Origin of the sequence: Halobacterium sp. GSL-19 (assembly GCF_016917855.1) — an archaeon.
GTDB classification, from domain to species: domain Archaea; phylum Halobacteriota; class Halobacteria; order Halobacteriales; family Halobacteriaceae; genus Halobacterium; species Halobacterium salinarum.
The window spans coordinates 1-24045 of sequence record NZ_CP070377.1 but is presented as its reverse complement, the minus strand read 5'-3'; the positions used below and the strand labels follow the sequence as shown (position 1 = coordinate 24045).

Sequence of the window (24045 nt, the reverse complement as noted above, 5' to 3'; positions counted from 1 at the left end):
GTTGGTTGGGCTCACTACGTACTTAATTCTGGTAGTTACACTCAGATGCAAATGCTTGAATTGCCTACAGTAGTCAGATATAGTCGATTTTAGAATGTTATCTATTATCCGCCAAGTCAAAGCATAGAGACTCGTACACCCCTCGTGTGCTATGAGCGATCGATTTCCAACTCGGGATCGATTCAACCAGATCTCCGACGTTCTTGCTCATCTGCTCAGCCAGTTCAGGATCGGTTACCACGCGATCCATCGCGTCAGCAAGTGCCGAAGGGGAGTCCGGTGGAACAAGGAATCCGTGTTCTCCGTCAGTCAACACCTCTGCGAACCCGGCGATTCTAGTCGCCACGATGGGAGTCTCGTACTGGACAGCAGTTAGGAGGGAGCCACTCTGGTCAATATCGTCGTACGGGAACACGACGAGGTCGGCAGCGTCAAAAAGCACGGGGACTTCCGGGTCTGGGACGAACCGCAGGTCCCAGCGAACCGACGATTGGATACCTAGGTCCGCCGCCTGGCGGTGGAGGGGTTCGACATCCATTTTAGGGTTGCCGGCGACAAGTAGCTCCGTTGTCGCACGCGTCTCCGACGGCAGCAACGCGAAAGCTTCCAACAGCACATCTATCCTTTTGTAAGGTTTTATCGTTCCAAAAAATAGAATTGTCTGACTGTCATCTTCGTTGGCGCCGGCGCTCCTCTCATTCCGCCCACTTGCGGCAGTCTCGTCCGGATATTCCAAAACTCCGTGCGGGATGACCGAAATGTCGTCTGGTGAAATCCCTTGGTCAACCAGTTCATCTCGGGAGCCCTCAGTGTGGACGATCAGCTGGTCGGCCTCGTCGTATACCACGTCTGCATCCAGAAGCTGGAGGACCGACGTACTTGCATCATGAAACGGGGTGGTATCGTGGACGGTGAACACCAGCGGTGCGATCTGTGCGAGTGCCCGAAAGAACCACCGGTCAACGACCGGCACCGGCGCCCACTGGACGTGGACTACATCGGGGTCACAAGCCCGCGCCTTGCGGACGAATCGCGTCATGTCCACGAGGTGCTCCAATCCCTTGACAGCGGCTCTTCCCGGCATTCCGTCGCGATCCCTGTAGAGCGCGTCTGTGTGCCGGTAAAAGTATTCTACCCGGTCGTACGGCGTATCGCCGTCCCACAAGTAGTAGTCCGCACGGGTCGAATAAAGAGTGAGGTCACAGCCGACCGTTGTCAGCCCGCGGCAGAGGTGATGGTCGTATGGCGGGGTGAACGCCGACGGATCAATCATCAGGACCTGCATCCAGTGATCGAATTGAGGATGACAGCCTTTCACCTTTCGATGTGTTTCAATCGCCAACGAGCGGCAGCTGTGATAAATTCAAATAGAATCGTATATGAGTTGGGAAATAACTGAGTGTCTGGACGTCATCCTACTACGATCAGCCGTTGATGGAACGAGTTAGATGGGGGAGCGGATGCTGGAGGCAAAGCTAGTCAGGACCTACGATAGGTCGATGGATGAGCCGACATCAACCGAGTTCTTCGGACCAGATGACGACCCGCACGAGGCCAAGAAACTGTACAGAGACAACAGCCAGCAGACAGAGGCTATGTAGTCCACGATGAATGGACAATTTCATGCGTTAGGATTGTATCTGCGAGAGAGTTCGATGCGCGCCCGTTAGGATGAGTGAGGTGCTGCAGTGGACGAGGCGGCTGTGGAGGAACGGCTGGGGGCTTGAGTACAAGAGCTGATCAGTATTCATGTTCCAATCAGACACTGTTCCCTTGCTGCCACGAACTACAATCTCTGGTTGATCCGTAACCGAGATCAGTCCAAGAGGAAGTTTCAATAGGCAAGGTGGGACTAATCGAGATATCGTTACCGTCCATGGAGACACACAAATTCACCGGCCGTGACCTGGCTCTTCTGCTCCCGCTTTTCTTGATACTCATCGCCGCGACACTTCAGCGAAGCACAGCTGGACTTACCCTGCTGGAATTGGGACTACTCGTGGGAATACCTGGGTTAGGAGTGTGGACTTTTCTTATCTGGCGATGGACATCAAGTGGGACAAAAGCTATTATCCCACGGTCAGTAGTCTGGCTTCTACTTATCGGTGTATGGTCAATAGGATCAATTTTTCCTGCTATCGCAAACGGCGTTGATGTCATCAGTTGGGGCCGGCGACTGTTTCCCATCATCGTGCTGGTGACAGTGACTCTCATCACATTCTTCACAATCCGCTCGCGTGGGCACCTCACATTCCTTTACTTGTCTCTCGTTGGAATTGAAATTATAGCTGTCCTCATTCCCCTTCTTGGGTTGGCTTCTATTGACATTTCTACGATCAGCAATCTACAATATCTTCGAGACTTCGGTCGTGGCCAGCATGCTGGGTTTCTCATGGCACTGCTGCTTCCAGCCTTTGTCGGGTACCAGCGCCTCAATAGAGTTCAGCAGACCGCTGCCGTGATTGGATTTGTTATCTCGGGGGTTGGTCTTTTTATTTCATTTTCACGAACGATGTGGATTGCGACTGCTGCGGCAATCGGATTCACTACTGTCGTATGCCTACATCAACATCGTTTGAGCTTAGAAACCCTTATTTTCGGGACTTTAGGCGCCCTATTTGCGACTACATTCACGTCCCTCGTAACCCCGGGCAGACTTCTAATCTTTTTAGTTGAAAGAATGCGTTCGATTCCAAATGCGCTTCAGAACGCCTCGTTTCGAGACCGGGTTTTTGAGCTACAAGGACTGCTTACGGACGCGGTTACAAACCCACTGATGCTGTTCGTTGGTCACGGCTGGGGAGCGGAGTACACGTTTTATTCGGTTAACCGGTATTCGTGGGGTGGCATCGGCTGGACCTCAAACGCGTACTCGCATAATTACTATGCATATCTGCTGTGGTCAGTCGGCGTCGTTGGCCTCATCTTTTTCGTCTTCTACTGGAAACTAGTTTTTCGCGACGCACTACGAGTACTACTTAACGATGAACTTGATCGCGATGGACTCTATTTGCTTGGGTGTATGGCTACCACGGTTAGTCTGCTCGTTTCATCTCTCACTGCTCCGTTACTGAATGACGTGAAGTGGTGCGTCATTTTTGGAGTTATTAGCGGAATACTGATTTACATCGTTCACGATCGGCCGAACGAGAACGCGATCATTGATAACTAGGCGAATATACATCAACCGTGTTCCCGAAGGTAACCCACCCTCGCCGTGGCAATGTGGAACGCTAGCCGACACTGGTATCAAATGTATCCGAGATCAGACAGCCGCTCTTTCATCTCCTCGGTGAACTCGGAGTCTTTGGCCCCGCCGCTCCGATCCGGAAGATTCGCCAACAGGCTTTCCAGTTCCGTCGCCATCTCTCGTTCCGTCTGTGGGTTGGGCTCCCTGACCGGATGCTCCTCGTCCGGCAGTTCGAAGAGGAGACGTTTCTCGCCGCCCTCGAAGTATTTGAACTGATGTGACCGAAGGCAGTTGATTGTCGACTCAAAGAACCGTGACGTATCGAACTCCGTGTTGTATTCGGTGTAACTTCCGAGATCAGCTGTCCCCCGCTGCATTAGGCAGTAATCCCGACTCTCTTCGGTCAGGTCGGCCCCCTGGAACTGGTTAGTGGCACAGCCCACGTACTCACCAATCGTCCGTGTGACATCAATGTGCTGGACGAGGTCGTCCGACCCTGCGTGTAGGTCGGGGATCCCGTACAGGACCAGCGGGACGTTCGTGACCGCATCGTGTAGCGCTAGATTATGGCCGAGTAGCCCGAGTTCGCCGAAAAATTCTCCATGGTCGCCGGTCACGACGAAGATCGTGTCACGGTCCAGCTCCGTAACGTGATCAAACAGTTCTCCGACGTACCTGTCAGCGTCCCGGATCTCTGCGTCGTACATTGCCTTGATCCCGTCCCACTCGTCGGAAGAGAACTCGCACCCGTTGGCGATGTGTTCGTTGAGACTCTCCGTTGAGTCGAACACGTCCATCACGAGGTCCATCGCCTCTTCGGAGGCCATTGAAATCTCGTCGGTGTATTCCTCAATCCAGCGGTTACACGGCGTATATGGGTGATGAGGATTTGGCATGTGAAGGTAGAGGAAAGACGGATTTTGGCGACTCAGTTCCGTGATCCATTTTTTTGCCATTTCCGTCATTATAAACGACAAGTTGTGTCGTCGATAGTTCAGAGTGAATCCAGGGCCATCGGATCTCACACCAAGAGCGTACTTAATCAGCGACATCGGATCGGCCGCGTTGAGCAGCCGCTTGGCCGAGAGGCGGGTAAACCGATCGAATCCCCGGTCAAGCCCTGTTGCCTCGCTGATGTAGGGGGACGGAGAAAGACACGCCGTCGCGTATCCTTCTTCGGATAGGAGTTCAGGCAGGGTGTCGAGGCCGGCAGGAATCTTTTCGCCCGCCGACCCGTCCATCCCCAGGCCGTGAGACGACATGTAAGTCCCCGTCAGGATCGACGCGCTGCACGGAGGTGTCCAGAGCGAGTGCGAAAAGCAATGTGAGAAGCTGGTTGCACGTGATTTTGCAGCAATGTTCGCGATATTTGGAGTGGTATCGGAATCGTACCCACCGACACTCGTATGATCCTGTCTAACGCTTTCCAAAGTTATCCAGACGACATTAGGGTTTTAGTCATCTTTGCTACGACCCCCTATTTATTAAAAGTATATAGGAGCAACGCAATCCAGTCAAAACGCTTTGATTGATATCTCAGTGCCTGTTTCCGCAGTTTCCTTTCGGACGCCGCGCATTCTGGTTCTGAACCAGATTTACCCACTATACCTACGATTCAATCTGCGGGACTAGGAAAGGTTTTATTCAGGGTATCATCCTATACACGTACCATGGAATTCGGTCTCCGAGATATTGGTTCTCATATTCTGCCAGATATTATCAAAGACCGTACCTACTACACCTATCACGAGAAACTGGCTGATTTGAAACACGACCAGATTTCCAGTTCGAAGGCTCGACGCTCAGGTGCGCCCAACCATGTTCTGATTGTTGTCATCGACGCTCTCCGGCCAGATCTCGTTCCGGACCTTCCGCTTGACTTCGGTCACGCGATTGCACCCGCCACATGGACGTTCCCCTCTGTGACGAGCCTCCACACCGGGCTTCGCCCGAGCGATCACGGTGCGGTCGCACACACTCACCCGAACGACGACGAGTATGCGATGCCTGAGCAGACCGGGTCATATCCCTACTTCCCTCACGATCTCGAGGCAGCAGGCTACGAGACGTACGCTGGCTGTGGATTCGCCACCCCCTTTCTAACTCTCCGCGGTTGGTACCAGACACACCGGTACCACGCGGACGACCCCGCTGAAGAGGTTCTGTCGGGCTACCGGTCATGGCGACAGGGACGCAGTCGAACCGCTGCATACCTTCATCTGGGTGATCTTCATGCCCCGGTTGCTCCGCCGGCTGAGTATGTGGCCCAGCGTGGCGTAAATATTGATCTCCCGAATCTAGGTCATATCCACCGGTACAAGACAGATTTTAACGAGTCTGACCCAGATAACCGACGGTATAGGGAGAACAAACTCCGTCTGCACCGGGCCGCGCTTGACTACGTATCAGATCAAGTGCGGCCCCTCCTTGACGAGGTGCTGGACGACACGCTCGTGGTCGTAACTGGCGACCACGGCGAAGGACTATGGGAGCACCAAGAGATTGACAGTCAAATAACTGACTCCCGGCCGAACTACTGCTTTGGGCACGGTGGGACGCCATTCGATGTGATCGCCCGCGTTCCCATGGCTATCAGCGCACCGAATGATACCGTGGTCCCCCGTGGCGGCTGGGCCTCGTTGCGCGATGTTCCCGCCACTTTACTTGACTCCTGTGTCAAGGACAGACAAGACCCCGGGCACAGCTGGCACGATCCGATCCCGACGGATCGCTCCGTGATTTGTGAAGCGACCAGGTACGGCGTCGAACGGAAAGCCGCGTATCGAGAGGAGTATAAGCTCATTCGTTCCTCAAGTGACGACGTGACCTTGGCTGCTGAGCTGACGGAAGAGAGTGAGGTATTCGGTGGCATCCCAGACTCGATTGAAGAAGACCTTCTTGATGCACTCCCAGAGGAATGGGACGACATGGACACCAAAGCCACCGTTTCCGAGAGAACTCAGGAGCGGCTAGAGGCGCTAGGATACGACTAAGAACAAATTTCGTTGGAATGCGCGAATACCCCTCCGTTTCTGCCCTTCTACAATCCCAGCTCCGACGCGTCTGTAAATGGATATATACAAATCCGTTCCCCTCGATTGGTCGACTGAATGAGGATTGCAGGGTTGAACAGACGGCTTGGGAAGCCTGGCGGTGCGGAGGAGTCGATGCGGACCTTGTTCGAGAACTTAGCAGAGGACCATCGGACCGTCATGTTTGGACATGCGAACCGGGAGCTGGGCCGGGACGGAATGGTCACTCGACGGGTGTTCACCGCGGACCTAGACCTCCATCCAATCGTTCGCCTCCCAGCGGCGTACCTGGAGTTCTATCTCCGATTCAGACGCGACCTGGAACAGTTCCGTCCGTCGCTCATCTTCGCACAACACGAGCTTGCCTTACTGGGAGCGAGGCAAGAGGCCCCGCAGGTCTTGTTCCTGCGGGATGAGTCGCTGTTGCACTCAGAGGCATCCGAGCACGGGACCGGGAGGGCCGTGTGCGCTGCCCAGCGACGCCTGTTCGCTAAAATAATTTATGGTTCCGACCTGCTCGTCGCGAACAGCAAGCACACTGCGAAAAAGTATGCTCAGCAATGGAATGTCGCTCCGAAGGTGGTATACCCGTTCGTCCGCGTTTCGGAGTTCGAAGTCAAACCGATAGGAGAGAAGATCCTCCATGTAACGCCAACTATTCAAAAGGGGATTGATGTGACACTGGATGTCGCGGACCGGCGTCCGAACGAAGAGTTCCTTGTCGTCGGGCAGGAGCCCCGAAAAAGCGTTCGTGAGCGCATCCGGAGCAGTCCGAACGTGGAGTATCGAGGGTATGTAGACGACATGCAGGACGTATATCGGGAAACGAAGCTACTGTTGATGCCCTCTCGATGGGAGGAACCATTCGGGCGGGTTCCGCTAGAAAGCGGAATTAGCGGTATTCCGGTGCTCTGTTCGGGTAGCGGAGGTCTCGTGGAGGCCGTTGGCGACGAAGACCTAATCGTTGGTTCCAACGACCCGGCAGCGTACGTGCAGGCCATCGAGTCAGTGCTGGCCGACTACGAAACGTACGCCGAACGAGTACGACGAAACGCGGTGGCAAAAAGCGCGCCAAAGCAAATAACCAAACTGAAAGATATTGTAAAGAGGCAGTTGGACGTAGAATTATAGTCACTTAGTAGGGGAGAAAGTGAGAGTGAAAAAACGATACGCCTGTTGCAGGGATGCTCTGCAACACCGGATTCTAGCGCAGACACCAGAACAGATATCTGAATCCGCCAGTAACGCAAACTCAATTATGACCTCCCTCGTCGATCGTGGTATCTCCGTCTATCGGGAACATGGAATGTTCACCTTACTCAAAAAAACCCTGAAGAAGGTTCGACTTGAGACTGACTGCAGACTAGCATCAGCTCTCGGCCAGTACTCACTAACCCTTAATAATCAAGAAGTTATGTTTTCTGCGCCTACCTCAAAGCTAGTGCAACGGAACCGACAGCGATTCAGATCAGAGTCCAAGGAACTCTGTGAATTTCTCGGAGAAATTAGACAGGACGATGTTATTTACGATATTGGGGCGAATACCGGGCTCTACTCACTGTTCGCAGCAAAGATGTGCCCACAAGGAACAGTGGCCGCATTTGAGCCGTACCCGCCGAACGTCAGGATCCTCCAACAAGATATTACACGCAACAATCTAGAAAATGTTGAAGTAATCGAGTTCGCGCTCTCTAACTCAGTGGGAGAGATTGAGTTCAGCCAACCCGAAAGTGATGACATCGGATACGGGTCTTCATCGATTGACACTGATGGTACCGAGGGAGGAATAACGATTCCTACGACAACAGGAAATGCCTTGGTGGCTAGCGGAGAGATTCCCTCTCCAAACATAGTGAAAATCGACGTTGAGGGAGCTGAATCACTCGTGTTAGAAGGCTTAGAAGAGATTATTTCTCCATCTAGTTGCCGAGCGATTTATTGTGAAGTTCATTTGCCGGGTGTATCGAAACGACCCGCTGTTCAGGACTTCGGAAGCTCTTTACAGGAGGTTGAATCCCAGCTAGAAGAATGTGGATTCTCAGTATATCGACTACAGACAGAGAGAGATTCAGAAGTAACAATTAAGGCAGAAAGTGAGCCATATACTTAATGTAATGATAGTCCCCGAGATATAGAGATCGGAGCCCATAGTGGTGGTGTTGGTATTAATAAATAGAAATATTCTCATAGGTAGAGTATAAACTACACTAAAATATCACGCCGCCTATTCAGACTATACTACAATAAATATTAAAATAGAAATAAAATCGAGTCTAAATTAAAACGAGATAAAATCACTAGTAACCACATTGAGAGACAGGGAAACGAAATACATCGTCAAAGCTAAGAAGCAAAGTGGCTTTGGAAAACAGAAAGAGAAGATGCCCCAGTTAAAGAAGCTTTCTCAGAACTTTTATCGCCCAAAATGGTGGAGTGATACGGCTATTCCCTATCTAAGGAGAGAAGTGGACCGAAGAGTTTCTCAAGCCACGTATTCACCCCAGAAAGACCCTGTCAATCTTATGGACGAAGATTGGGACAACCTTCTTCTGCTTGATGCGTGTCGACACGATCTTTTCGAGGAGGCGAATACGCTATCTGGAGTTCTTGACTATCGGATTTCTCGTGGTTCAGGGACGCCTGAATTTCTAACAGAGAACTTCTCTGAGAGAACATTCAATGATACCGTCTACGTTACAGCAAATCCAATGTATCGGACGAGAAGTTTGGGAGAAACCTTCCACGAGGTAATTGACGTATGGAGCGACGAGTGGAACGAGAATCTTCAGACAGTTACTCCAAGGGCGATGGCTGAAGCCACAGTGAAGGCTTATAAAGAATATCCAAAAAAGCGAATTTTATCCCATTTTATGCAGCCCCACTATCCGTTCATCGGTGACTCATCAGAAGAGATCGGGAATCACTCGGGGTTCGAATATACGTACCGAAAAGTGACGGAAGAGCAAGCAAATCGTGACAATCCTACTGTTTGGGAATTACTAGAAGAGGGACAAGTATCAGAGGAACTCGTGTGGAAAGCGTACAAAGAGAATCTCCAGGTAGCCCTCCCATATGTGAAAAAAGTATTAAGCCACTTTGAGGAACGGACTATAGTTACCTCCGATCATGGAAACGCATTTGGGGAACGCCCTTACTTGTTCGGAAGACGGATGTATGGACATCCCCTTGGTATTCGACACGATTCTGTTTGTAAAGTCCCATGGTTGGTTATTGATAAGGGGTCTCGTAAGACTCTCGTAGCAGAAGAGAATGGAGACAAGAGTGCAAATCAGTCCGACGCAGTTCAAAGACGACTGTCTAATCTTGGTTACGTCGATGTGTAGTGTTTTTAGATTAATTTAAATGGTTAATAGTACCGCTAACGAAGAAGAAGAGGGACTAACGTCTATAACGCGCGGAGCGTCGTTATTTTTTATTGGAAGAGTATCAAGTAACGGGCTAAAGTTCGTTCTGAACCTGATACTGACGAGGGGACTTGGATCAAGTCTCTATGGAATCTACGCCTACGCAACGGCAATAATCTCGATTCTTGTAATATTGTCCCGATTTGGGACTGGAAAGTCCCTTCTCCGGTACATACCGTCCTATGAAGGAAATCTTGAACAGCGAAATAGGGTTGCAGGGTTAGCATACATCACTGGTTTCATCGGGAGTACTATCGTCGGGGGCAGTCTCTATCTTTTCGCTCCACAGATTTCGGCATGGACATTAGATAATTCATTGTTTGTTACTGCACTCCGAGCATTCGCGGTTGTTCTCCCGTTTAACGCAATCATACAATTGACAAATGCAGTATTTCGGAGTCTGGAAGCGCTAGAGTACCAGGTGCTTGTTTCCGATCTAATTGAACCAGTAGTGAAGCTCCTCCTAGTTGGGATTGCGCTGCTCGTCGGGTATTCTCTCATTGGCGTCATCGCAGCAATCGCAATCGGACTCGTCCTAGTCTGTGGACTCTCTTTCTCTATACTGTACCTGCGAACATCAATCCGACCTCGCCTCAAGTTTGGCTCAAGCAGGGAGGAATTGCTTGATTTCTACAACTATTCTATCCCCCTCACGTTGAAAGACATCGGGTCTGTTCTATACACCCGCGTTGACATTCTCATGGTTGGGTTTTTGCTCGCAGAGGCTGACGTTGGTGTCTATCGGATCGTAGTACTCGTAGCATCGATGCTAACGCTACCGCTAGCCGCGTTCAACCAACTGTTTCCACCAGTTGCGTCTCGGTTATATTCTAACGACCAGGTATCAGAACTAGAATTAGTCTACGCGACAATCACTCGATGGATATTAACTGTCGTACTCGTACCAGCTCTTGTCGCTATCGTATACAGTTCTGAGTTGCTTGCGGTCTTCGGCTCGGATTTCAGAGCTGGTGCGATAGTTCTGATTGTTTTCACAGTCGGCCAGTTAACGAACTGTGCAGTCGGCCCAAGTGGCTTCCTCCTGATGATGACCGATCACCAGTATCTGAACCTACTAAATCAGTGGGTATTAGGTATTCTCAACGTCGTACTTAACTACTTCCTGATTCTTGAATATGGCATAAGTGGAGCCGCAATCGCGACCGCGATTACGCTCACAGTTATCAATCTTCTGCGAGTCTTTGAGGTGTGGTACACGGAAGGTTTGACACCGTACTCACGCCAGTTCTGGAAGCCGCTCGTGGCAGGAGGGATTGGAGGGATTGGAATCTACATCGCTAAAATTTTCTTTAGCGGATTCGTACTACTCATTGTTGGCTCCACGGCTGGGCTCATATGTTTTGCCGTCGCCTTGCTCGCATTCGGTATCAGCCCACGTGACAAAACACTCCTGAGAAAAATAGTCTCCGAAAAAGATCTATAGGAATGACACCGCGCTATAGGCAGGTCTGCTGCAATAGTTCAATCTATTCCGTCTGCCATTCACTTTGTCCATTGTTTATCGAGGGATAGTGCTAAAACCCGGCAAATCTCGTTCGTTGGATGTCTCGTTAAAAGCCGATCAACCAAAACAGACCTACGTATCTCACAGCCTGTCTTAGGTGATTGACTAGTGTAGTCAACATCATGCCATAATAGGGTGAATTCCTCAAGCCGCCAACTACGTTTTCAACGGTCCTAATCCCCTGCGGGAGAGATATAATGTCGGTTCACATCATACTAATTAGACGATGTTGTCGCTGAGCCACAGATCAATCTGAGATTCTCGATGAACAGCCGTGTGTACACCTTGATAATAGAAGTCGACGGTTTCCGGCCCCATTCGTTAACCCAAATACCCATTAAATAAATATGATAGTCGAATGTCTGTGTTCCCCTGCACTGTGTAGGAGGAAGTACGGATTTATATTATCTAAACACGTTTTACCCACAACAATCTGTAATAAATTTTTATTGGAAGCATGTCTTAATTTATTAGGGATTGTATGTTATGAGGCTGAAATTCGCGGACTTCTCCCGTTCTCCCTACCGGTCATTAGGGGAGTTAGCGTCAACACTCCACCCCTCCAAACCGACCACATCAATCTTCTGTCTTTCTGGGTCAACAGATTGATGGGGTCCAGTATCTTGTACTCCCCGCAGTTCGGCGGCTACACAAAATGACACGTGTGGAAGATAGCAGGACCAAACGTATAGAAGCCGGAGTTATGCATGTTCGCGAGTTTAACCGCGTCATATGGTGTGTAATAGGTTTCACGTTAGTAGAGAGTATCGTGAACGCAGGGATCAAGATTCTCTTGGGTCTTTTGATCATTAGTAATGAGCAAACCCTCAACTTTCGTGTCCTCAAGATTCCACCGGAAGCAGTTACGTATCCCGTAGGGGAGATCGTCGCGGTCACCAATCACGTCAACATTGTCAAGAACAGCGAGAGTGGTTCCACCAAGCGCTTCAACTTCTGGGTAGAGCTACTTGAACACGGACCGTTTGGGGTAGTGCGTGGAACTGATTTCAGCGCCGGGCGGTCAAAGCTTGTTCACGGGTTCGGCGGCAACATGGTACGGTGAGCGGAGCGTCTTGCAGTTCAGGTGGATGATCAAGAGAGTGACGTTGTCATGGGCTTCAACGTCAATCTGGAGTTGGTTGAGCCGGTGGTCTGTGACTGCGGCTTTCCCGAGGCCGGTGATGCTCAGTGTCTCCACGACGGCGTAGTTCATCAGAACGGTCGTCGGGAGCGCGCTGTATTCCCCTCTGTTCCTGGTACTCGTCGTAAGCACGGGCAAACCGGACTACTCAGGAGCGCGGCCGGTATCACTCCCCCCGAATTCGCCTTCAAAAGGCACACACAAGAATTAGAGGCAACAGCCAAGACATGTCGCGGCGCATGTGTTCACATGACTAGTAACAACTATTTATCTGTCTAGGAGCAGGACAAAATTATAGGGTTGGTGCCAACGAATTGATTCAGTGACGAAGCGTCTCGGCGGTGTCCATACCGACTTTCCAGACCTGCCGGACGACGACTTTCATGTCGAACCAGAACGACTGTTTTTTCACGTACTGGAGGTCGTAGCGGAGCTTCTCCGCAGGCTCAGCACCAGTCACGTCATTCACTTGCGCGAGGCCCGTCAGCCCGGGTTTCACGAACCAGCGTTTGCGCCAATTGACCACGCCAGTCTGGATGTCAGAATCCAACTCTGGACGCTCGGGCCGTGGCCCGACGACGCTCATATCGCCCTTCAGGACCGCCCACAACTGTGGAATCTCGTCGAGGTGGGTCTGCCGTAGCACACGACCCACGCGGGTAACACGGGGGTCAACGCCGCCCGCGTCCTCGTCACTGATTGTCGCGCCAGTCGCATCTTCGGCGTTCTCGACCATCGACCGGAACTTGTACACCTCAAAGGTCTCGCCGAACGCCGCCGTGCGTTCCTGATTGTATAGGACGGCACCACCGTCATCCAGCTTGATCGCGCCCGTGGTCGCGAGAATAACGGGGCTCAACAGTAGTAAGCCGGCCGCGGAGAAGGCGATGTCGAAGCCGCGTTTGAGGACGTAGTCCTGGACGTCCCAGGGTTCGACGTCGACGGTGGCGAGCGTGCCGACGTCGTCGTCGGCGGTGAGGACGCGGTCGGCGTGGTCGCGGTGGACTTTGGCCGCGACGCCGTGCTCGTAGCAGGCGTCCAGTGCGCCGAAGAACTCGGCGCGGTCGGTGCGTTCGAACGCGAGCACGACCGTGTCGATGTCGTGGGCGACGAGCACGTCTTCGATCCGGGAGAGGCCACCGAGGCGGTCGTGGTCGCTGAGCGTATGTGCGTCGCTGCCGCCGTCCGCGACGGCGGGGTGTGGGGGGGCGGCGTCCGGGGTGCGTGGGACGACCGTGGGGCAGACGTAGCCGTAGAGTGGGTGGTCGATGTCGGCGACGAGGCGCTCGATTTCGTCGAGCGTGTCGCCGACGACGATGGTGCGGGCTGCCGTCGTCGGGGTAGGACGGCGGCGGATCCAGACGAACAGCGCGGGCACTGCAACGAGAAGGACTGGTGTGACCGCGAGCAGCGTCGTTCTGGGGAGGCGGTACGTGTAGTCGAAGTAGCCGATGGCAGCGAGCGCGAACAGGGCGACGACGACGCGTTTCTGCGCGAGCACCACGACGTCGAGGACGCGACGAGGGCGTGGTTTGTACAGGGGGAGGCAGGCCACGGCGACGACGCAGACCGTGGTACTGACTTCGAGCAGTCCTTCAGCGACGCCCGGCGGGTCGGCCGCGAGCTGGGCGAACACCGGGAGCGCCCCGATGAGTGCTTGGCCGGTAGGGCTGTTGGCGACCCCGACCGCGAGCGCGGTGAGCAGGCAGACCCCCGCAATACTCCCGAGTCGGTACCGCCACCCGCCAAGCATCGTCTATCACTGAGTGGTGGGCGGGGCGAGCGGTTAAGCACTCCGACTTCGCCCGGGGAGTGCACGCCAGTAGCGAGTTCCTGTGGACTTAAGCGCCCGAGCGGCGACAGTGGAACGTGATGCAGGCAATCGTCGTGGCGGCGGGGCGCGGAACGCGCATGGGACCGCTGACGGAGACGCGGCCGAAGCCACTGGTACCGGTGGCGGGCGCAACACTGCTTGAGCACGTGTTGGATGCGGCGGCCGGGGTCGTCGACGAGTACGTGATCGTGGTGGGGTATCGGGGCGACCAGATCCGGGAGCGGATCGGCGCGTCGTACGCCGGGACGCCGGTGGTGTACGCCGAGCAGGACACCCAAGAGGGGACCGCGCACGCCGTCGGCTGTGCGGAGCCACACGTCGAGGGGCCCTGTCTGGTGTTGAACGGGGACGTCTACGTGACGAGCGCGCTGGTTGAGGCGTTGGCCGGCGCGGACGGGACGGCGATGTCGGTGATGCCGGTTGCGGACCCACAGTCGTATGGGGTGGTGGAGCGCGGCGACGACGGCCGGGTGACCAATGTCGTCGAGAAGCCGACGGACCCACCGACGGATCTCGCGAACCTCGGGCTGTACCGGTTCACGCCACGAGTGTTCGAGTACATCGACACCGTCGAGCGCAGCGAGCGCGGCGAGTACGAGCTGACGGACGCGCTCGCGCAGGCGATCGACCGCGAGGACGGCGGCGTGACGGCGGTGTCCTACGACGGCCCGTGGTTGGACGTGGGGCGGCCCTGGGAGTTGCTCGCGGCCAACAGCGCGCTCCTGGCGGAACAGGAGCGCGAGATCAACGGAACCGTGGCGGACGGCGCGACGCTGACGGGACGCGTCGTCGTCGAGGACGGCGCGCGGGTTCGCGATGGCGCATACATCGAAGGGCCGGTCGTCATCCAGTCGGGTGCGGATGTCGGGCCGAACGCCTACGTTCGCGGCGCGACCGTTGTCGGACCAGACGTCCGGGTTGGGAACGCCGTGGAGGTGAAGAACTCGATTCTGATGGCTGACACGGCGGTGGGCCATCACGCGTACGTCGGGGACAGCGTGCTCGGGGCGAACGTGAACTTCGGTGCGGGCACGAAGGTCGCGAACCTCCGCCACGACGACGCCCCCGTTCAGGTGCAGGTGAACGGCGAGCTGGTCGACACGGGCCGCCGGAAGTTCGGGGTCGTCGTCGGGGACGACACCAAGACCGGGATCAACACGAGCCTGAACGCGGGCGTGACGCTGGGAACGGGGACGCGAACCACGCTCGGGGCGGTCGTGACAACTGATAAGGGCCGTGACTGAGAGAACACAGTCAATGCAGGCTGTTGTGCTGGCGGCGGGGAAGGGAGAGCGGCTCTGGCCGCTGACGGAGAACCGGCCGAAGCCGATGGTGCCGGTTGCCAACCAGCCCATCCTGGAGCATATCGTGGACGCGTTGGTGTCGGCGGGCGTCACGAGGGTGGTGTTGGTCGTGGGGTCGAACCGGGAGCGCGTCCAGCGGCACTTCGAGGACGGCTCGCGGTGGGGGATCGAGATCTCCTACGTGGTCCAGGACCGACAGCTCGGCACGGGCCACGCGCTCGCGCAGGCGGAGTCCGTGGTGGGGGAGTCGTTTGTCGCGCTGAACGGCGACCGCGTCATCGACGCGTCGCTGGTCGAGGACGTTTGGGAGTGCCACCGCGAGAGCGGCGACCCCGCAATGGGCGTGACACAAGCCGAGACGCCGAGCGCGTACGGCGTGGTCGATCTCGACGGCGGGGCCGTCGCCGGCATCGACGAGCAGCCGGTGCCCGAGCTGGTGGCGTCGGAGTACATCAACGCCGGCGTGTACGCGTTCGACCCGAGCGTGTTCGCGGCGATCCGGCGGACCGACAGCTACGGCGAGCTGGCGCTCACGGACGCCCTCGACGAACAGCTCGCGGACCACGAGCTGCGGGCCGTGCGGTACGACGGCCGGTGGCTCGACGTCTCCGAGCCGTGGGATCTGGTTGCGGCCAACAGCGCGCTCATCACGGACCGGCGCTTCGACCCGCCGGTGGAGCGGCGCAAGCCCCGAGGGAGCGTGCCGGGCGACGATCAGCAGGCACCGGTTGGCGGAGGGACCGTCTGTGGCGAGGGCGTTATCGTGCACCCGCAGGCAGTGGTCCGGAACGGCGTTGCGCTCGGCGACAACGTGACCGTCGGTGCGAACGCAGTGATCGAACAGTCGATACTGTTACCTGACTCGACGGTCAACCCAGGCGCAGTAGTGAACGACAGCATCGTCGGCGCGAACGCGACCATCGGCCCGAACACGACCGTGGAGGGCGGTCAAACAGACGTGGTGCTTGGTGACACGGTCCACCAGGGGGTTCGGTTCGGGGCGTTGGTGGGCGACAACGCCGAGGTCGGCGCGGGTGTGACGGTCGCACCCGGGTCGATCGTCGGGAACAGCGCGGTCGTCGACAGCGCCACGGTCGTCACCGGGCGCGTCGACGACCAGGCGCACGTTACGAGAGGCTGACTATGTGTGGAATCACGGGCTACATCGGCACCGATCCGACGGGACGCATCGTCCACGAGGGACTGCAGAACCTCGAATACCGCGGCTATGACTCCGCCGGCATCGCGCTCGCCGGCGGCGGTTCGCTGTCGGTACACAAAACCGGCGGCGAGGTCGGCGACCTTCCAGTGCCGTCCCGCGAGGACGGGACGCGTGGCATCGGGCACACGCGCTGGAGCACCCACGGCGAGCCGACGCGGGAGAACGCCCACCCGCATACGGACTGCACGGGCGACGTGGCCGTGGTGCACAACGGCATCATCGAGAACTACGCCGCGCTCGCCGACGAACTGCGGGCCGACCACGTCTTCCACAGTGACACTGACACCGAGGTTGTCCCACACCTCATCGAAACCCATCTCGCCGACGGCGTGTCGCTGCTGACGGCCGTGCAGCGCACGACCGAGCGCCTCACCGGGAGTTACGCGCTCGCGATCACCGCCGCCGGCCACGACGGCATCGTGGTGGCGCGGTCGGACAGCCCGCTGTTGCTCGGGCACGGCGACACCGGCACGTTCGTCGCCAGCGACGCCACCGCGTTCATCGAGCACACCAACCGGGTCACGTACCTCCGGAACGGCGACATCGCACACCTCACCGAGACCGAGTGGACGGTGTACAACGACGGCGCGCGCGTCTCACGGGACATCGAAGCGCTCGACTGGAGCGCCGACGCGGCGGGGAAAAGCGGCTACGACCACTACATGCTCAAGGAGATCCACGAGCAGCCACGCGCGCTCCGGCAGGCGATCTCCGGCCGCATCAGCGATCTCGGGACGGACGTGACACTCGACATGGAGCTGTCCACGGAGACACTGCAGAACGTCGCGGAGCTCCAGATCGTTGCCTGCGGCACGTCGTATCACGCCGGCTTGTACGCCAAAGAGCTCCTGGAGACCCACGCCGACCTGCCGGTGACCGTGCACGTGGCAAGTGAGTACGAGCTTCGGGGCGGCCGCAGCCCCGAGGACACGCTCGTGGTGGCGATCACCCAAAGCGGGGAGACAGCGGACACGCTGGCCGCGCTCCGGAGCGCGGCCCAGAAGGGAGCACCCACGCTCGCGTTGACGAACACGCTCGGCAGCACGGTCACGCGGGAGGCCGACGACGCGCTGTTCATTCGCGCCGGCCCCGAGATCGGCGTCGCTGCCACGAAGACGTTCGTCTCACAGGTGGCGACCGCCGCACTGCTGACCATGCACATCGGGCGCGCCCGCAACGCCATCAGCACGAGCGACGCCGCCGCGCTCCGGGACGCGATCCGCGACCTGCCGGGGGCGGTCCAGCAGGTCCTCGATCAAGCCCCCGAGATCGCGTCGATCGCCCGCGAGTACGCCGACAGCGACGCGTTCTTCTACGTCGGGCGGCGGGCCGGCCGACCAGTGGCCTTGGAGAGCGCGCTCAAGCTCAAGGAGATCTCCTACGACCACGCCGAGGGGTTCAGTGCGGGCGAGCTCAAACACGGCCCGCTCGCGCTCGTCACGGACAACACACCCGTGGTGGCAGTGTTGACCGAGTACGCGGCACCGGAGAGAACCGCGAACAACGTCAAAGAGGTGCAGTCCCGGGGCGCGGACGTCATCGGGCTCGCGAGCGACGCCGGGACCGCGCGCCACGCCGACGTCACGATCACGCTCCCGGCGTGTGGCCCCCTGGAGCCGGTCGTGGCGAACGTTGCACTCCAGTTGTTCGCGTACCACATCGCCAACGAGAAGGGGCGTCCCATCGACAAGCCCCGGAACCTCGCGAAGAGCGTGACCGTCGAGTAGCGCTACGCGGTGACTGTCGTGCCGTTGCCCACGGCGGCCGCCGGCACGGTGACTGTGCCGCCGGTCGAAACCGAGTACGCGCCGGGGTACGCCACTGTCACGGTGTAGGTCCCGTTGGCCGCGGCGGTCGTGGTCCGAGTGTACGTGACCGCCTGCCCGGAGACCGTGCCCTCGTGTGTCAGCGTGACCGACGCGTTCGACGCGGCGGTGCCGGTGACCGTCGCCCCCGGGACGACGCGGTAGACAGTTTTTGCGTCGCCAGCCCAGACCGCGCGGTAGTGCGCCAGCCCCGACCCCCAGGCGGTGAGTGCCGAGCCGATCGTCCCGGTGGCACCGTCGGGGACGGAGTTGGTGTCGAAGACGACGAACGCGGCGCGATCTTGGAGCCGGTCGTTCCACTTCCCCGGGGTCGTGGAGCGGAGGAAGTCGTCGTAGTTCGATCGAGCGTACCAGTAGCTACGGCTGTTCCCGGATCCGAACCAGTTGTACAGCCGGTTTCGGGACCACCGGCTGAACACGTACGTGGTGTCGTCGGTCCAGTCAGGCGCGTTGAGCGCCGCTTCGACGTGCGTGGCCGCGTGGTACGCGTCGTCGCTTTGCACCAGCGTGTTCGTGCGCAGCGGCGTCATGACTGCGCCGAGCCCGCCGACGAGCAGGAACGCAACCCCGATGCGGAGCGCGCGCGAGCGGGTGGGGATCGCAAGCGAGCGCACGCGCTCGCGATCCGACGATCGGGCCGAGAAGTCAAGCGGCGGATCCGCGAGGTCGATCACCGAGAGGAAGTACACGAACGCGACCGCAGCGAAGACGGCGACGAACACGGACAGCTCCCCGGAGAATCGGACCTGTGCCACCGCGAACGCGAACAACACGGTGCCGTAACAGCCGGTGAGCAGCCATCGTGGCCGCGAGCGCGCCACGCCCGTGTACACCGCCCACGCACCCGCGGGCAGCGCGAACAGCAACGCCGTCCCGTAGAAGAAGATCGGCCCGGCGAACAGTCCGTACGTCGTGCTGAACAGCGATTTCGTCTCCACGATGGAGCTTCCCGACTGCCCGACGAATCGCGCCCCCTCCTGTTGGAGCTCCGCGACAAACGAGGGGTCGATCGTCGCGACGACGGCGAACGCGGCGACGCCGCTGGCTGTGGTGAGCACTGGGGCCGTCCACGATGGCACCCCCACGCGTCGGACGCCGGCCGCGATGAGGGCGGCAGCACCGACGCCGAGCCCGGCCAGCAGCGGCGGGGCAACGATTACGGGCGACTGCCACCCGAGCAGAACATGGCCGGCGACTGCGAGCACACCGCCGGCGGTGAGTGCAGCGGCGAGCGGGAGGTCTGCGAGCGGCGACTTGCCGTCGGCAAGCGCGGCGCTGCGCGCGACTGCGTACACGACGAGCGGAACGAACAGCAGCGGCGCGGCGTTCCAGGAGTGGGCTTGTGCGGCGACGCTGCCAGCGAGTACACAGCCCCACGGAAGGTGGCGTCGCCAGCCGGAGTCGTCGGAAACGGCGACACCCGCCCCCGGGAGTAGACGGACGGCCGCAAGCACGGTGAACGAGAGCCACACGAGATCAAGGGCGTGGTGGTCGCCGAACCCGAGTGCGGTCCGGTAGGCGTGCACGGGCAACACGGCCAAGACGAGTACGGCTGTGATCCCGACCCGGCGGTCGTGGGACAGCGTGGTCGCCAGCAGATAGCACGCCACCGCCGTCACGACTGCCGCCACCACGGGATACCAAGCAGTGACGTGTGCGGCGGCGCTCGCGGTCCCGCCGAGCAGCCGCGTGGCACCGACCAGCACCACCACCAGCAGTGGTTCGCCGCGAGTGATACGGGCCGGAACGTCCAGCAGCCCGGCCCCCGACTGCTGCATTGCCGACACCAGGTACCGGTAGTAGTAGGGATCGTTGCCGAGCAACACGACGTGTCCGGCCCGGAACACCCGCGGGAAGACGAACACACGCAGCGCAACGACGACCAACAAGCTGGCGGCGAGGAACCAGGCCGCACGCGAGGAGACCGACGGGCTGGGAACACGGTTGCGAAGCGAGACCGCGGCTCCGTCGGCGTCGGATGGGTCGGCGTCCGGGTCGCCGAGCGCCGCCCGGACGGCCTGCCGGTCGGCGAGCACGTAGCCGTCGCCGGACTCGACGACGATGCCGCGGCCCACGAGTTCGCCGAACACCCCGGAGTCGACTGGCGCGTCGTCGAACGTCCACGTGTCCTGGCTCCGATCGACCTCGACGAGCGTATCGAGGGCGTCGGCGAGCGCCGGACGGTCAGCGAGGAGGGCGGTGGTCGCCGCGCGCACGTCACTCATTCGTTTTTGTCACGCCAGCCAGCGGGCTAATGTGTTTCGACTCCGCGACGCCCACACGGGCGCGCGGTCATTCGCCGAGCGCCTCGACGGGCGGATCGTTGGCTGCTTTCCACGCCGGATAGAGCCCGCTGAGCAGGCTGGCGAAGACCGCGAACAGGAACCCGTAGACGAGGTATTTCGAACTCGGCCACACCAGCACGTCCATGGCGTTTTGCGTGATTTTGTCGAAGATGAACGCACCCACGCCGAGGGACGCAAGCGAGCCGACTAACCCACCGACAGCGCCCAGGAACATCGCCTCGGTGAGGATCATGCGGAGAACTTCTCCCCGACGGATGCCGACCGCGCGCAGCACGCCGATCTCGCCGCGGCGCTCGATCGTGCTCATCAGCATGACGTTGAGGATGGCCACACTCGCCACCAACAGTGAGATCGAGCCGATGCCGAGCAACCCCAGTTTGAGCGTTCTCATGAAGTTGTTCACGCCCTCACGGGCATCTGAAGTGCTCCGGATTTCGAGGATTTTCTCCTCGGTGCGGCCGTAGGAGTTGAACTCCGAGTCGAGGCGGTCAGCGATCCGGGCCGCATCAGAGCCCGAGTCGGCGTAGATATCGACGGTGTCGTACTCGTCCTGATCGGCCATCGCTGACAGCGGCACGACGAGCTCGGCGAACCCGCCGAACCGAGAGGTGGTGGTGATGATACCACGAATCCGGTACAGACTGCCGTCGTACTTGACGGGATCGCCGACCCCGAGACCGAGCGTCTCGGCGGTCTGGTTGGTGAGCAACGCGCCCGAGTGAAGGGTTTCGGGTGGATTCGCCGACGTAATGTTGTACGGCTCGGCCACCTCGGTCGCGGCGGTGACGGTGACCACGTCAACGGTGCCAGCGCGGGAAGAAAGCGACGTGGAATCGGATTTCTGCTCGACGACGGTGCCAGCGCTCACCAAGTCATCAATTCGTTCGACCTGCGCCTGCGTGATCCCGTACTCTTCGGCGTCCTCACCGGAGGTAACCGAGACTTTGTTGCCGAGATCACCGAGCTGGGCGGAGGCTTGCTGATTGATCGCGGCGCTCGCCATCCCCATCGATGCGATCGAGATCACACCGATCACGATCCCGAGCGCGGCCAGCGCAGTCCGCACGCGGTTCCGCCCGAGGTTCCGCCACGCCATCAACACGCTGGGGAACCGAGCGAGCACACTCACGTGTGTAACACCCCATCGACGAGGTTGACTGCGCGGTCGGAGAACTCCTCGAGTTGCGTGTCGTGAGTGATCGCAACCACGGCGATGTTCTCCTCCTCAGTGAGGCGCTGCATCTCGGTGAGAATCGTACCACCCGTCTCCTGGTCGAGATTGCCAGTTGGCTCGTCCGCTAGCAGAATCTCGGGTTCGTTGATCAGCGAGCGCGCGATCGCGACGCGCTGCTGTTGGCCACCGGAGAGCTCGCCCGGGGTGTGTGTAAGACGGTCCCCGAGCCCGACGCGCTCCAGGAGGTCGACCGCGCGGTCGTGGCGGTCAACGGAGGTGTCCCACATCGACGGCAGTTCCACGTTCTCCACCGCCGTCAACATCGGGAGCAGGTGAAACGACTGGAAGACGAACCCCAGTTCCGCGCGGCGCTCCTCGGTGCGCTCGTCCTCACTGAACCCGGTCACGTCCTGGCCGTCGAGGGTGACGCTGCCCGCCGTGGGCGAGTCAAGCAAGCCGATCATGTTCAGCATCGTGCTCTTGCCGGAGCCGGACGGCCCAACGACGGTCACCATCTCGCCGCGCGCCGCCGAGAAGTCAACGCCCTTCAGCGCCTCGACTGTCTCGGCACCGGTTTCGTACCGTTTGACCACGCCTTCGAGTTCGATGATGCTCATGGGTTCCGCCAGCGCCGAACAACGACGACGACGATCGCAATCACAGCGACAGCGCCCCCGATCTTGAACAGCGGCAACCCGCCACCGCTCGCGCCGTTGGACGGGCTGGGCGCGCGGTTCTGCTGTTGGCCCGGCGCGCGCTCGGGCGGGGTAGCGCTCCCGCTGGACGCGCCGCTCACGTCGACGGTCACGACGTCCGAGTAGCGCTGCCCGTCGGCGGAGTAGTTCACCGTTATCGGGATCTCGTCGACAGCCGAGTCCGCCTGCACAGTCATATCGAAGGTCGCGAACTCACTGGTTTCGATCTTTCCCACGAAGTACCCGCCGTTAGCGGACAGCCCATCACCGACGGCGTTGACGCGCACCGACGCAGCGTCCGCACTGCCGAGGTTCGCAGCGTCGCCGCTGATCGTGTACGTGGTCCCCCCACCTGATGCCTCAACACCAGTGAGCGCAACGTCTGCGGAGCGCTGTGGTTGGTAGGTGAGTGTCGTGTTCGTGGTGTGCGTGCTGTGTTCGTCGTCGAGGGTGTACTCGCCGCGGATCACTAACTCGCCGCTGGGGATCGACGCCCCATCGAAGGTAACGTTCGCACTGTCGCTTTCCGAAACGTTGGCGACTGGCGCCCGCTCGACGATGCGCCCATCGGACACGACCTGCAACTCGCCGGACTTGATCGGGATCGTTCCGTACTGCGTGATCGTGGCCTGGATGTCGGTCGACCCGTTGGTTGCTGTCGTGCGCGCGGAGACGCCCACGTCTGAACTACGATCGTCGACGGTAACGTACACGCTGCGCTGCACGTAGAAGACGCTGCCATCCGGGTTCAGCCCCCGTACGTGGACGCTCAACTGGTGGTCACCGGGCTCGGTGAACGTGCTCGACAACGGAACCTCAATGGAGTCACCCGCCCCAAGCCTCCCCAGGCTGTCTTCTGTTGCGAGAAGACCGTCGCCGCGGAGTGTGACCTCGTTGATGCGCGCGGACCCGCTTGCCGATCCGGAGTTGTTGATCGACGGGGTGATCAACACCTGCGTGCCCGTGGTTGGGTTCGCAGGCGAGACGTCCACGTCGCCGATGGTGACTGAGACCGCACCGCTGCCAGCGGACTGCGCCCCGGAAAGTGGGGCGACAGCCGACACCGCGGCCAGGGCCAGTACGACGACTGCGAGGCCGGCACCGACACGAGACCGCCGAGTCATCGGTATTCTGGCCGGCTGGCGGACGGTGGCTGGCGGCGTGATTCGACTGGCGTCGATGGAAGGAGAGTGGGATACTGCATTGGGACCGTTCCAGTATCGGGAACGTTCCAGAGACTGGTCGGCTGTGATATGACTCTTTTGGTGGCAGTGAGCACGCGGTGGCTGTCGCTGGTCGGTCGTCGGTAACAAAGAAAACGGCACCGCAAGTGACCGCGTACGCGCGGTCAGACGTGATTCAGTGGGTCGA

17 protein-coding genes and 1 pseudogene are annotated in these 24045 nt (G+C 58.7%); 10 read left to right on the top strand and 8 right to left on the bottom strand.

The window, feature by feature from the left end; translation table 11 throughout:
* Positions 1 to 97: 97 nt before the first annotated feature.
* Positions 98 to 1273, bottom strand: coding sequence for a glycosyltransferase family 4 protein (locus JT689_RS01755; protein ID WP_205251337.1), 1176 nt, complete (start codon positions 1271 to 1273; stop codon positions 98 to 100).
* 175 nt (positions 1274 to 1448) lie between these two features.
* On the opposite strand from JT689_RS01755, the gene JT689_RS01750 reads away from it, so the two are divergent.
* Together JT689_RS01750 and JT689_RS01745 are read left to right on the top strand one after the other, a co-directional pair.
* The gene (locus JT689_RS01750; protein WP_205251336.1) at positions 1449 to 1601 is read left to right on the top strand and encodes a hypothetical protein; all 153 of its coding nucleotides are present in this window, start codon (positions 1449 to 1451) and stop codon (positions 1599 to 1601) included.
* Between the two features lie 275 nt (positions 1602 to 1876).
* Positions 1877 to 3172 carry an O-antigen ligase family protein gene (locus JT689_RS01745; protein ID WP_205251335.1) on the top strand — a complete coding sequence of 432 codons (1296 nt, stop codon included), beginning with the start codon at positions 1877 to 1879 and terminating at the stop codon, positions 3170 to 3172.
* 77 nt (positions 3173 to 3249) lie between these two features.
* On the opposite strand, the pseudogene JT689_RS01740 reads toward JT689_RS01745, so the two are convergent.
* Positions 3250 to 4629: pseudogene (locus JT689_RS01740) on the bottom strand (sulfatase); the annotation flags it as partial.
* Positions 4630 to 4860: 231 nt separating this feature from the next.
* Between JT689_RS01740 and JT689_RS01735 the strand changes: the two are divergent.
* From JT689_RS01735 to JT689_RS01715, 5 genes are all read left to right on the top strand, one after another.
* Positions 4861 to 6183: a sulfatase-like hydrolase/transferase gene (locus JT689_RS01735; RefSeq protein WP_205251333.1), complete on the top strand. Its 1323-nt coding sequence runs from the start codon at positions 4861 to 4863 to the stop codon at positions 6181 to 6183.
* Positions 6184 to 6300: 117 nt separating this feature from the next.
* Positions 6301 to 7353: a glycosyltransferase family 4 protein gene (locus JT689_RS01730; RefSeq protein WP_205251332.1), complete on the top strand. Its 1053-nt coding sequence runs from the start codon at positions 6301 to 6303 to the stop codon at positions 7351 to 7353.
* 127 nt (positions 7354 to 7480) lie between these two features.
* The gene (locus tag JT689_RS01725) at positions 7481 to 8332 is read left to right on the top strand and encodes an FkbM family methyltransferase (RefSeq protein ID WP_205251331.1); all 852 of its coding nucleotides are present in this window, start codon (positions 7481 to 7483) and stop codon (positions 8330 to 8332) included.
* 199 nt (positions 8333 to 8531) lie between these two features.
* Positions 8532 to 9566 (top strand): hypothetical protein, encoded by a 1035-nt coding sequence (locus JT689_RS01720; RefSeq protein WP_205251330.1) that lies wholly within the window; start codon positions 8532 to 8534, stop codon positions 9564 to 9566.
* A 19-nt stretch (positions 9567 to 9585) separates the two neighbouring features.
* Positions 9586 to 11091, top strand: a complete 1506-nt coding sequence (locus JT689_RS01715; RefSeq protein ID WP_205251329.1) for a flippase — start codon at positions 9586 to 9588, stop codon at positions 11089 to 11091.
* A 1102-nt stretch (positions 11092 to 12193) separates the two neighbouring features.
* On the opposite strand, the gene JT689_RS01710 is transcribed toward JT689_RS01715, so the two are convergent.
* Both JT689_RS01710 and JT689_RS01705 read right to left on the bottom strand, forming a co-directional pair.
* Positions 12194 to 12385, bottom strand: a complete 192-nt coding sequence (locus tag JT689_RS01710; RefSeq protein WP_205251328.1) for a hypothetical protein — start codon at positions 12383 to 12385, stop codon at positions 12194 to 12196.
* 247 nt (positions 12386 to 12632) lie between these two features.
* Complete coding sequence (locus JT689_RS01705) at positions 12633 to 14066, bottom strand: sugar transferase (protein WP_205251327.1); 1434 nt, start codon at positions 14064 to 14066, stop codon at positions 12633 to 12635.
* Positions 14067 to 14185: 119 nt separating this feature from the next.
* Between JT689_RS01705 and glmU (JT689_RS01700) the strand changes: the two genes are divergently transcribed.
* The 3 genes from glmU (JT689_RS01700) to glmS are packed head-to-tail and all read left to right on the top strand — an operon-like array spanning position 14186 to position 18400.
* Positions 14186 to 15391 (top strand): bifunctional sugar-1-phosphate nucleotidylyltransferase/acetyltransferase, encoded by a 1206-nt coding sequence (gene glmU, locus JT689_RS01700; protein WP_205251326.1) that lies wholly within the window; start codon positions 14186 to 14188, stop codon positions 15389 to 15391.
* 13 nt (positions 15392 to 15404) lie between these two features.
* On the top strand, positions 15405 to 16592 hold the full coding sequence (gene glmU, locus JT689_RS01695; protein WP_205251325.1) for a bifunctional sugar-1-phosphate nucleotidylyltransferase/acetyltransferase: 1188 nt from the start codon (positions 15405 to 15407) through the stop codon (positions 16590 to 16592).
* 2 nt (positions 16593 to 16594) lie between these two features.
* Positions 16595 to 18400 (top strand): glutamine--fructose-6-phosphate transaminase (isomerizing), encoded by a 1806-nt coding sequence (gene glmS, locus JT689_RS01690; protein ID WP_205251324.1) that lies wholly within the window; start codon positions 16595 to 16597, stop codon positions 18398 to 18400.
* A 2-nt stretch (positions 18401 to 18402) separates the two neighbouring features.
* Here glmS and JT689_RS01685 read toward each other — a convergent pair whose 3' ends face one another.
* The 4 genes from JT689_RS01685 to JT689_RS01670 all read right to left on the bottom strand — a co-directional run bounded on the left by JT689_RS01685 (position 18403) and on the right by JT689_RS01670 (position 23798).
* Complete coding sequence (locus tag JT689_RS01685) at positions 18403 to 20724, bottom strand: STT3 domain-containing protein (protein ID WP_205251323.1); 2322 nt, start codon at positions 20722 to 20724, stop codon at positions 18403 to 18405.
* Positions 20725 to 20791: 67 nt separating this feature from the next.
* On the bottom strand, positions 20792 to 21901 hold the full coding sequence (locus JT689_RS01680) for an ABC transporter permease (protein ID WP_205251872.1): 1110 nt from the start codon (positions 21899 to 21901) through the stop codon (positions 20792 to 20794).
* A gap of 29 nt (positions 21902 to 21930) precedes the next feature.
* On the bottom strand, positions 21931 to 22596 hold the full coding sequence (locus tag JT689_RS01675; protein ID WP_010901944.1) for an ABC transporter ATP-binding protein: 666 nt from the start codon (positions 22594 to 22596) through the stop codon (positions 21931 to 21933).
* Positions 22593 to 23798, bottom strand: coding sequence for a COG1361 S-layer family protein (locus tag JT689_RS01670; RefSeq protein ID WP_205251322.1), 1206 nt, complete (start codon positions 23796 to 23798; stop codon positions 22593 to 22595). Before JT689_RS01670 ends, JT689_RS01675 begins: the two co-directional genes overlap by 4 nt.
* Positions 23799 to 24045: the final 247 nt, after the last annotated feature.

Coding starts and splice junctions, on each gene's coding strand:
- JT689_RS01755 (WP_205251337.1), bottom strand. CDS start 1,273: ATGATTGATCCGTCGGCGTTCACCCCGCCATACGACCATCACCTCTGC.
- JT689_RS01750 (WP_205251336.1), top strand. CDS start 1,449: ATGGGGGAGCGGATGCTGGAGGCAAAGCTAGTCAGGACCTACGATAGG.
- JT689_RS01745 (WP_205251335.1), top strand. CDS start 1,877: ATGGAGACACACAAATTCACCGGCCGTGACCTGGCTCTTCTGCTCCCG.
- JT689_RS01735 (WP_205251333.1), top strand. CDS start 4,861: ATGGAATTCGGTCTCCGAGATATTGGTTCTCATATTCTGCCAGATATT.
- JT689_RS01730 (WP_205251332.1), top strand. CDS start 6,301: ATGAGGATTGCAGGGTTGAACAGACGGCTTGGGAAGCCTGGCGGTGCG.
- JT689_RS01725 (WP_205251331.1), top strand. CDS start 7,481: ATGACCTCCCTCGTCGATCGTGGTATCTCCGTCTATCGGGAACATGGA.
- JT689_RS01715 (WP_205251329.1), top strand. CDS start 9,586: ATGGTTAATAGTACCGCTAACGAAGAAGAAGAGGGACTAACGTCTATA.
- JT689_RS01710 (WP_205251328.1), bottom strand. CDS start 12,385: ATGAACTACGCCGTCGTGGAGACACTGAGCATCACCGGCCTCGGGAAA.
- JT689_RS01705 (WP_205251327.1), bottom strand. CDS start 14,066: ATGCTTGGCGGGTGGCGGTACCGACTCGGGAGTATTGCGGGGGTCTGC.
- glmU (WP_205251326.1), top strand. CDS start 14,186: ATGCAGGCAATCGTCGTGGCGGCGGGGCGCGGAACGCGCATGGGACCG.
- glmU (WP_205251325.1), top strand. CDS start 15,405: ATGCAGGCTGTTGTGCTGGCGGCGGGGAAGGGAGAGCGGCTCTGGCCG.
- glmS (WP_205251324.1), top strand. CDS start 16,595: ATGTGTGGAATCACGGGCTACATCGGCACCGATCCGACGGGACGCATC.
- JT689_RS01685 (WP_205251323.1), bottom strand. CDS start 20,724: ATGAGTGACGTGCGCGCGGCGACCACCGCCCTCCTCGCTGACCGTCCG.
- JT689_RS01680 (WP_205251872.1), bottom strand. CDS start 21,901: ATGGCGTGGCGGAACCTCGGGCGGAACCGCGTGCGGACTGCGCTGGCC.
- JT689_RS01675 (WP_010901944.1), bottom strand. CDS start 22,596: ATGAGCATCATCGAACTCGAAGGCGTGGTCAAACGGTACGAAACCGGT.
- JT689_RS01670 (WP_205251322.1), bottom strand. CDS start 23,798: ATGACTCGGCGGTCTCGTGTCGGTGCCGGCCTCGCAGTCGTCGTACTG.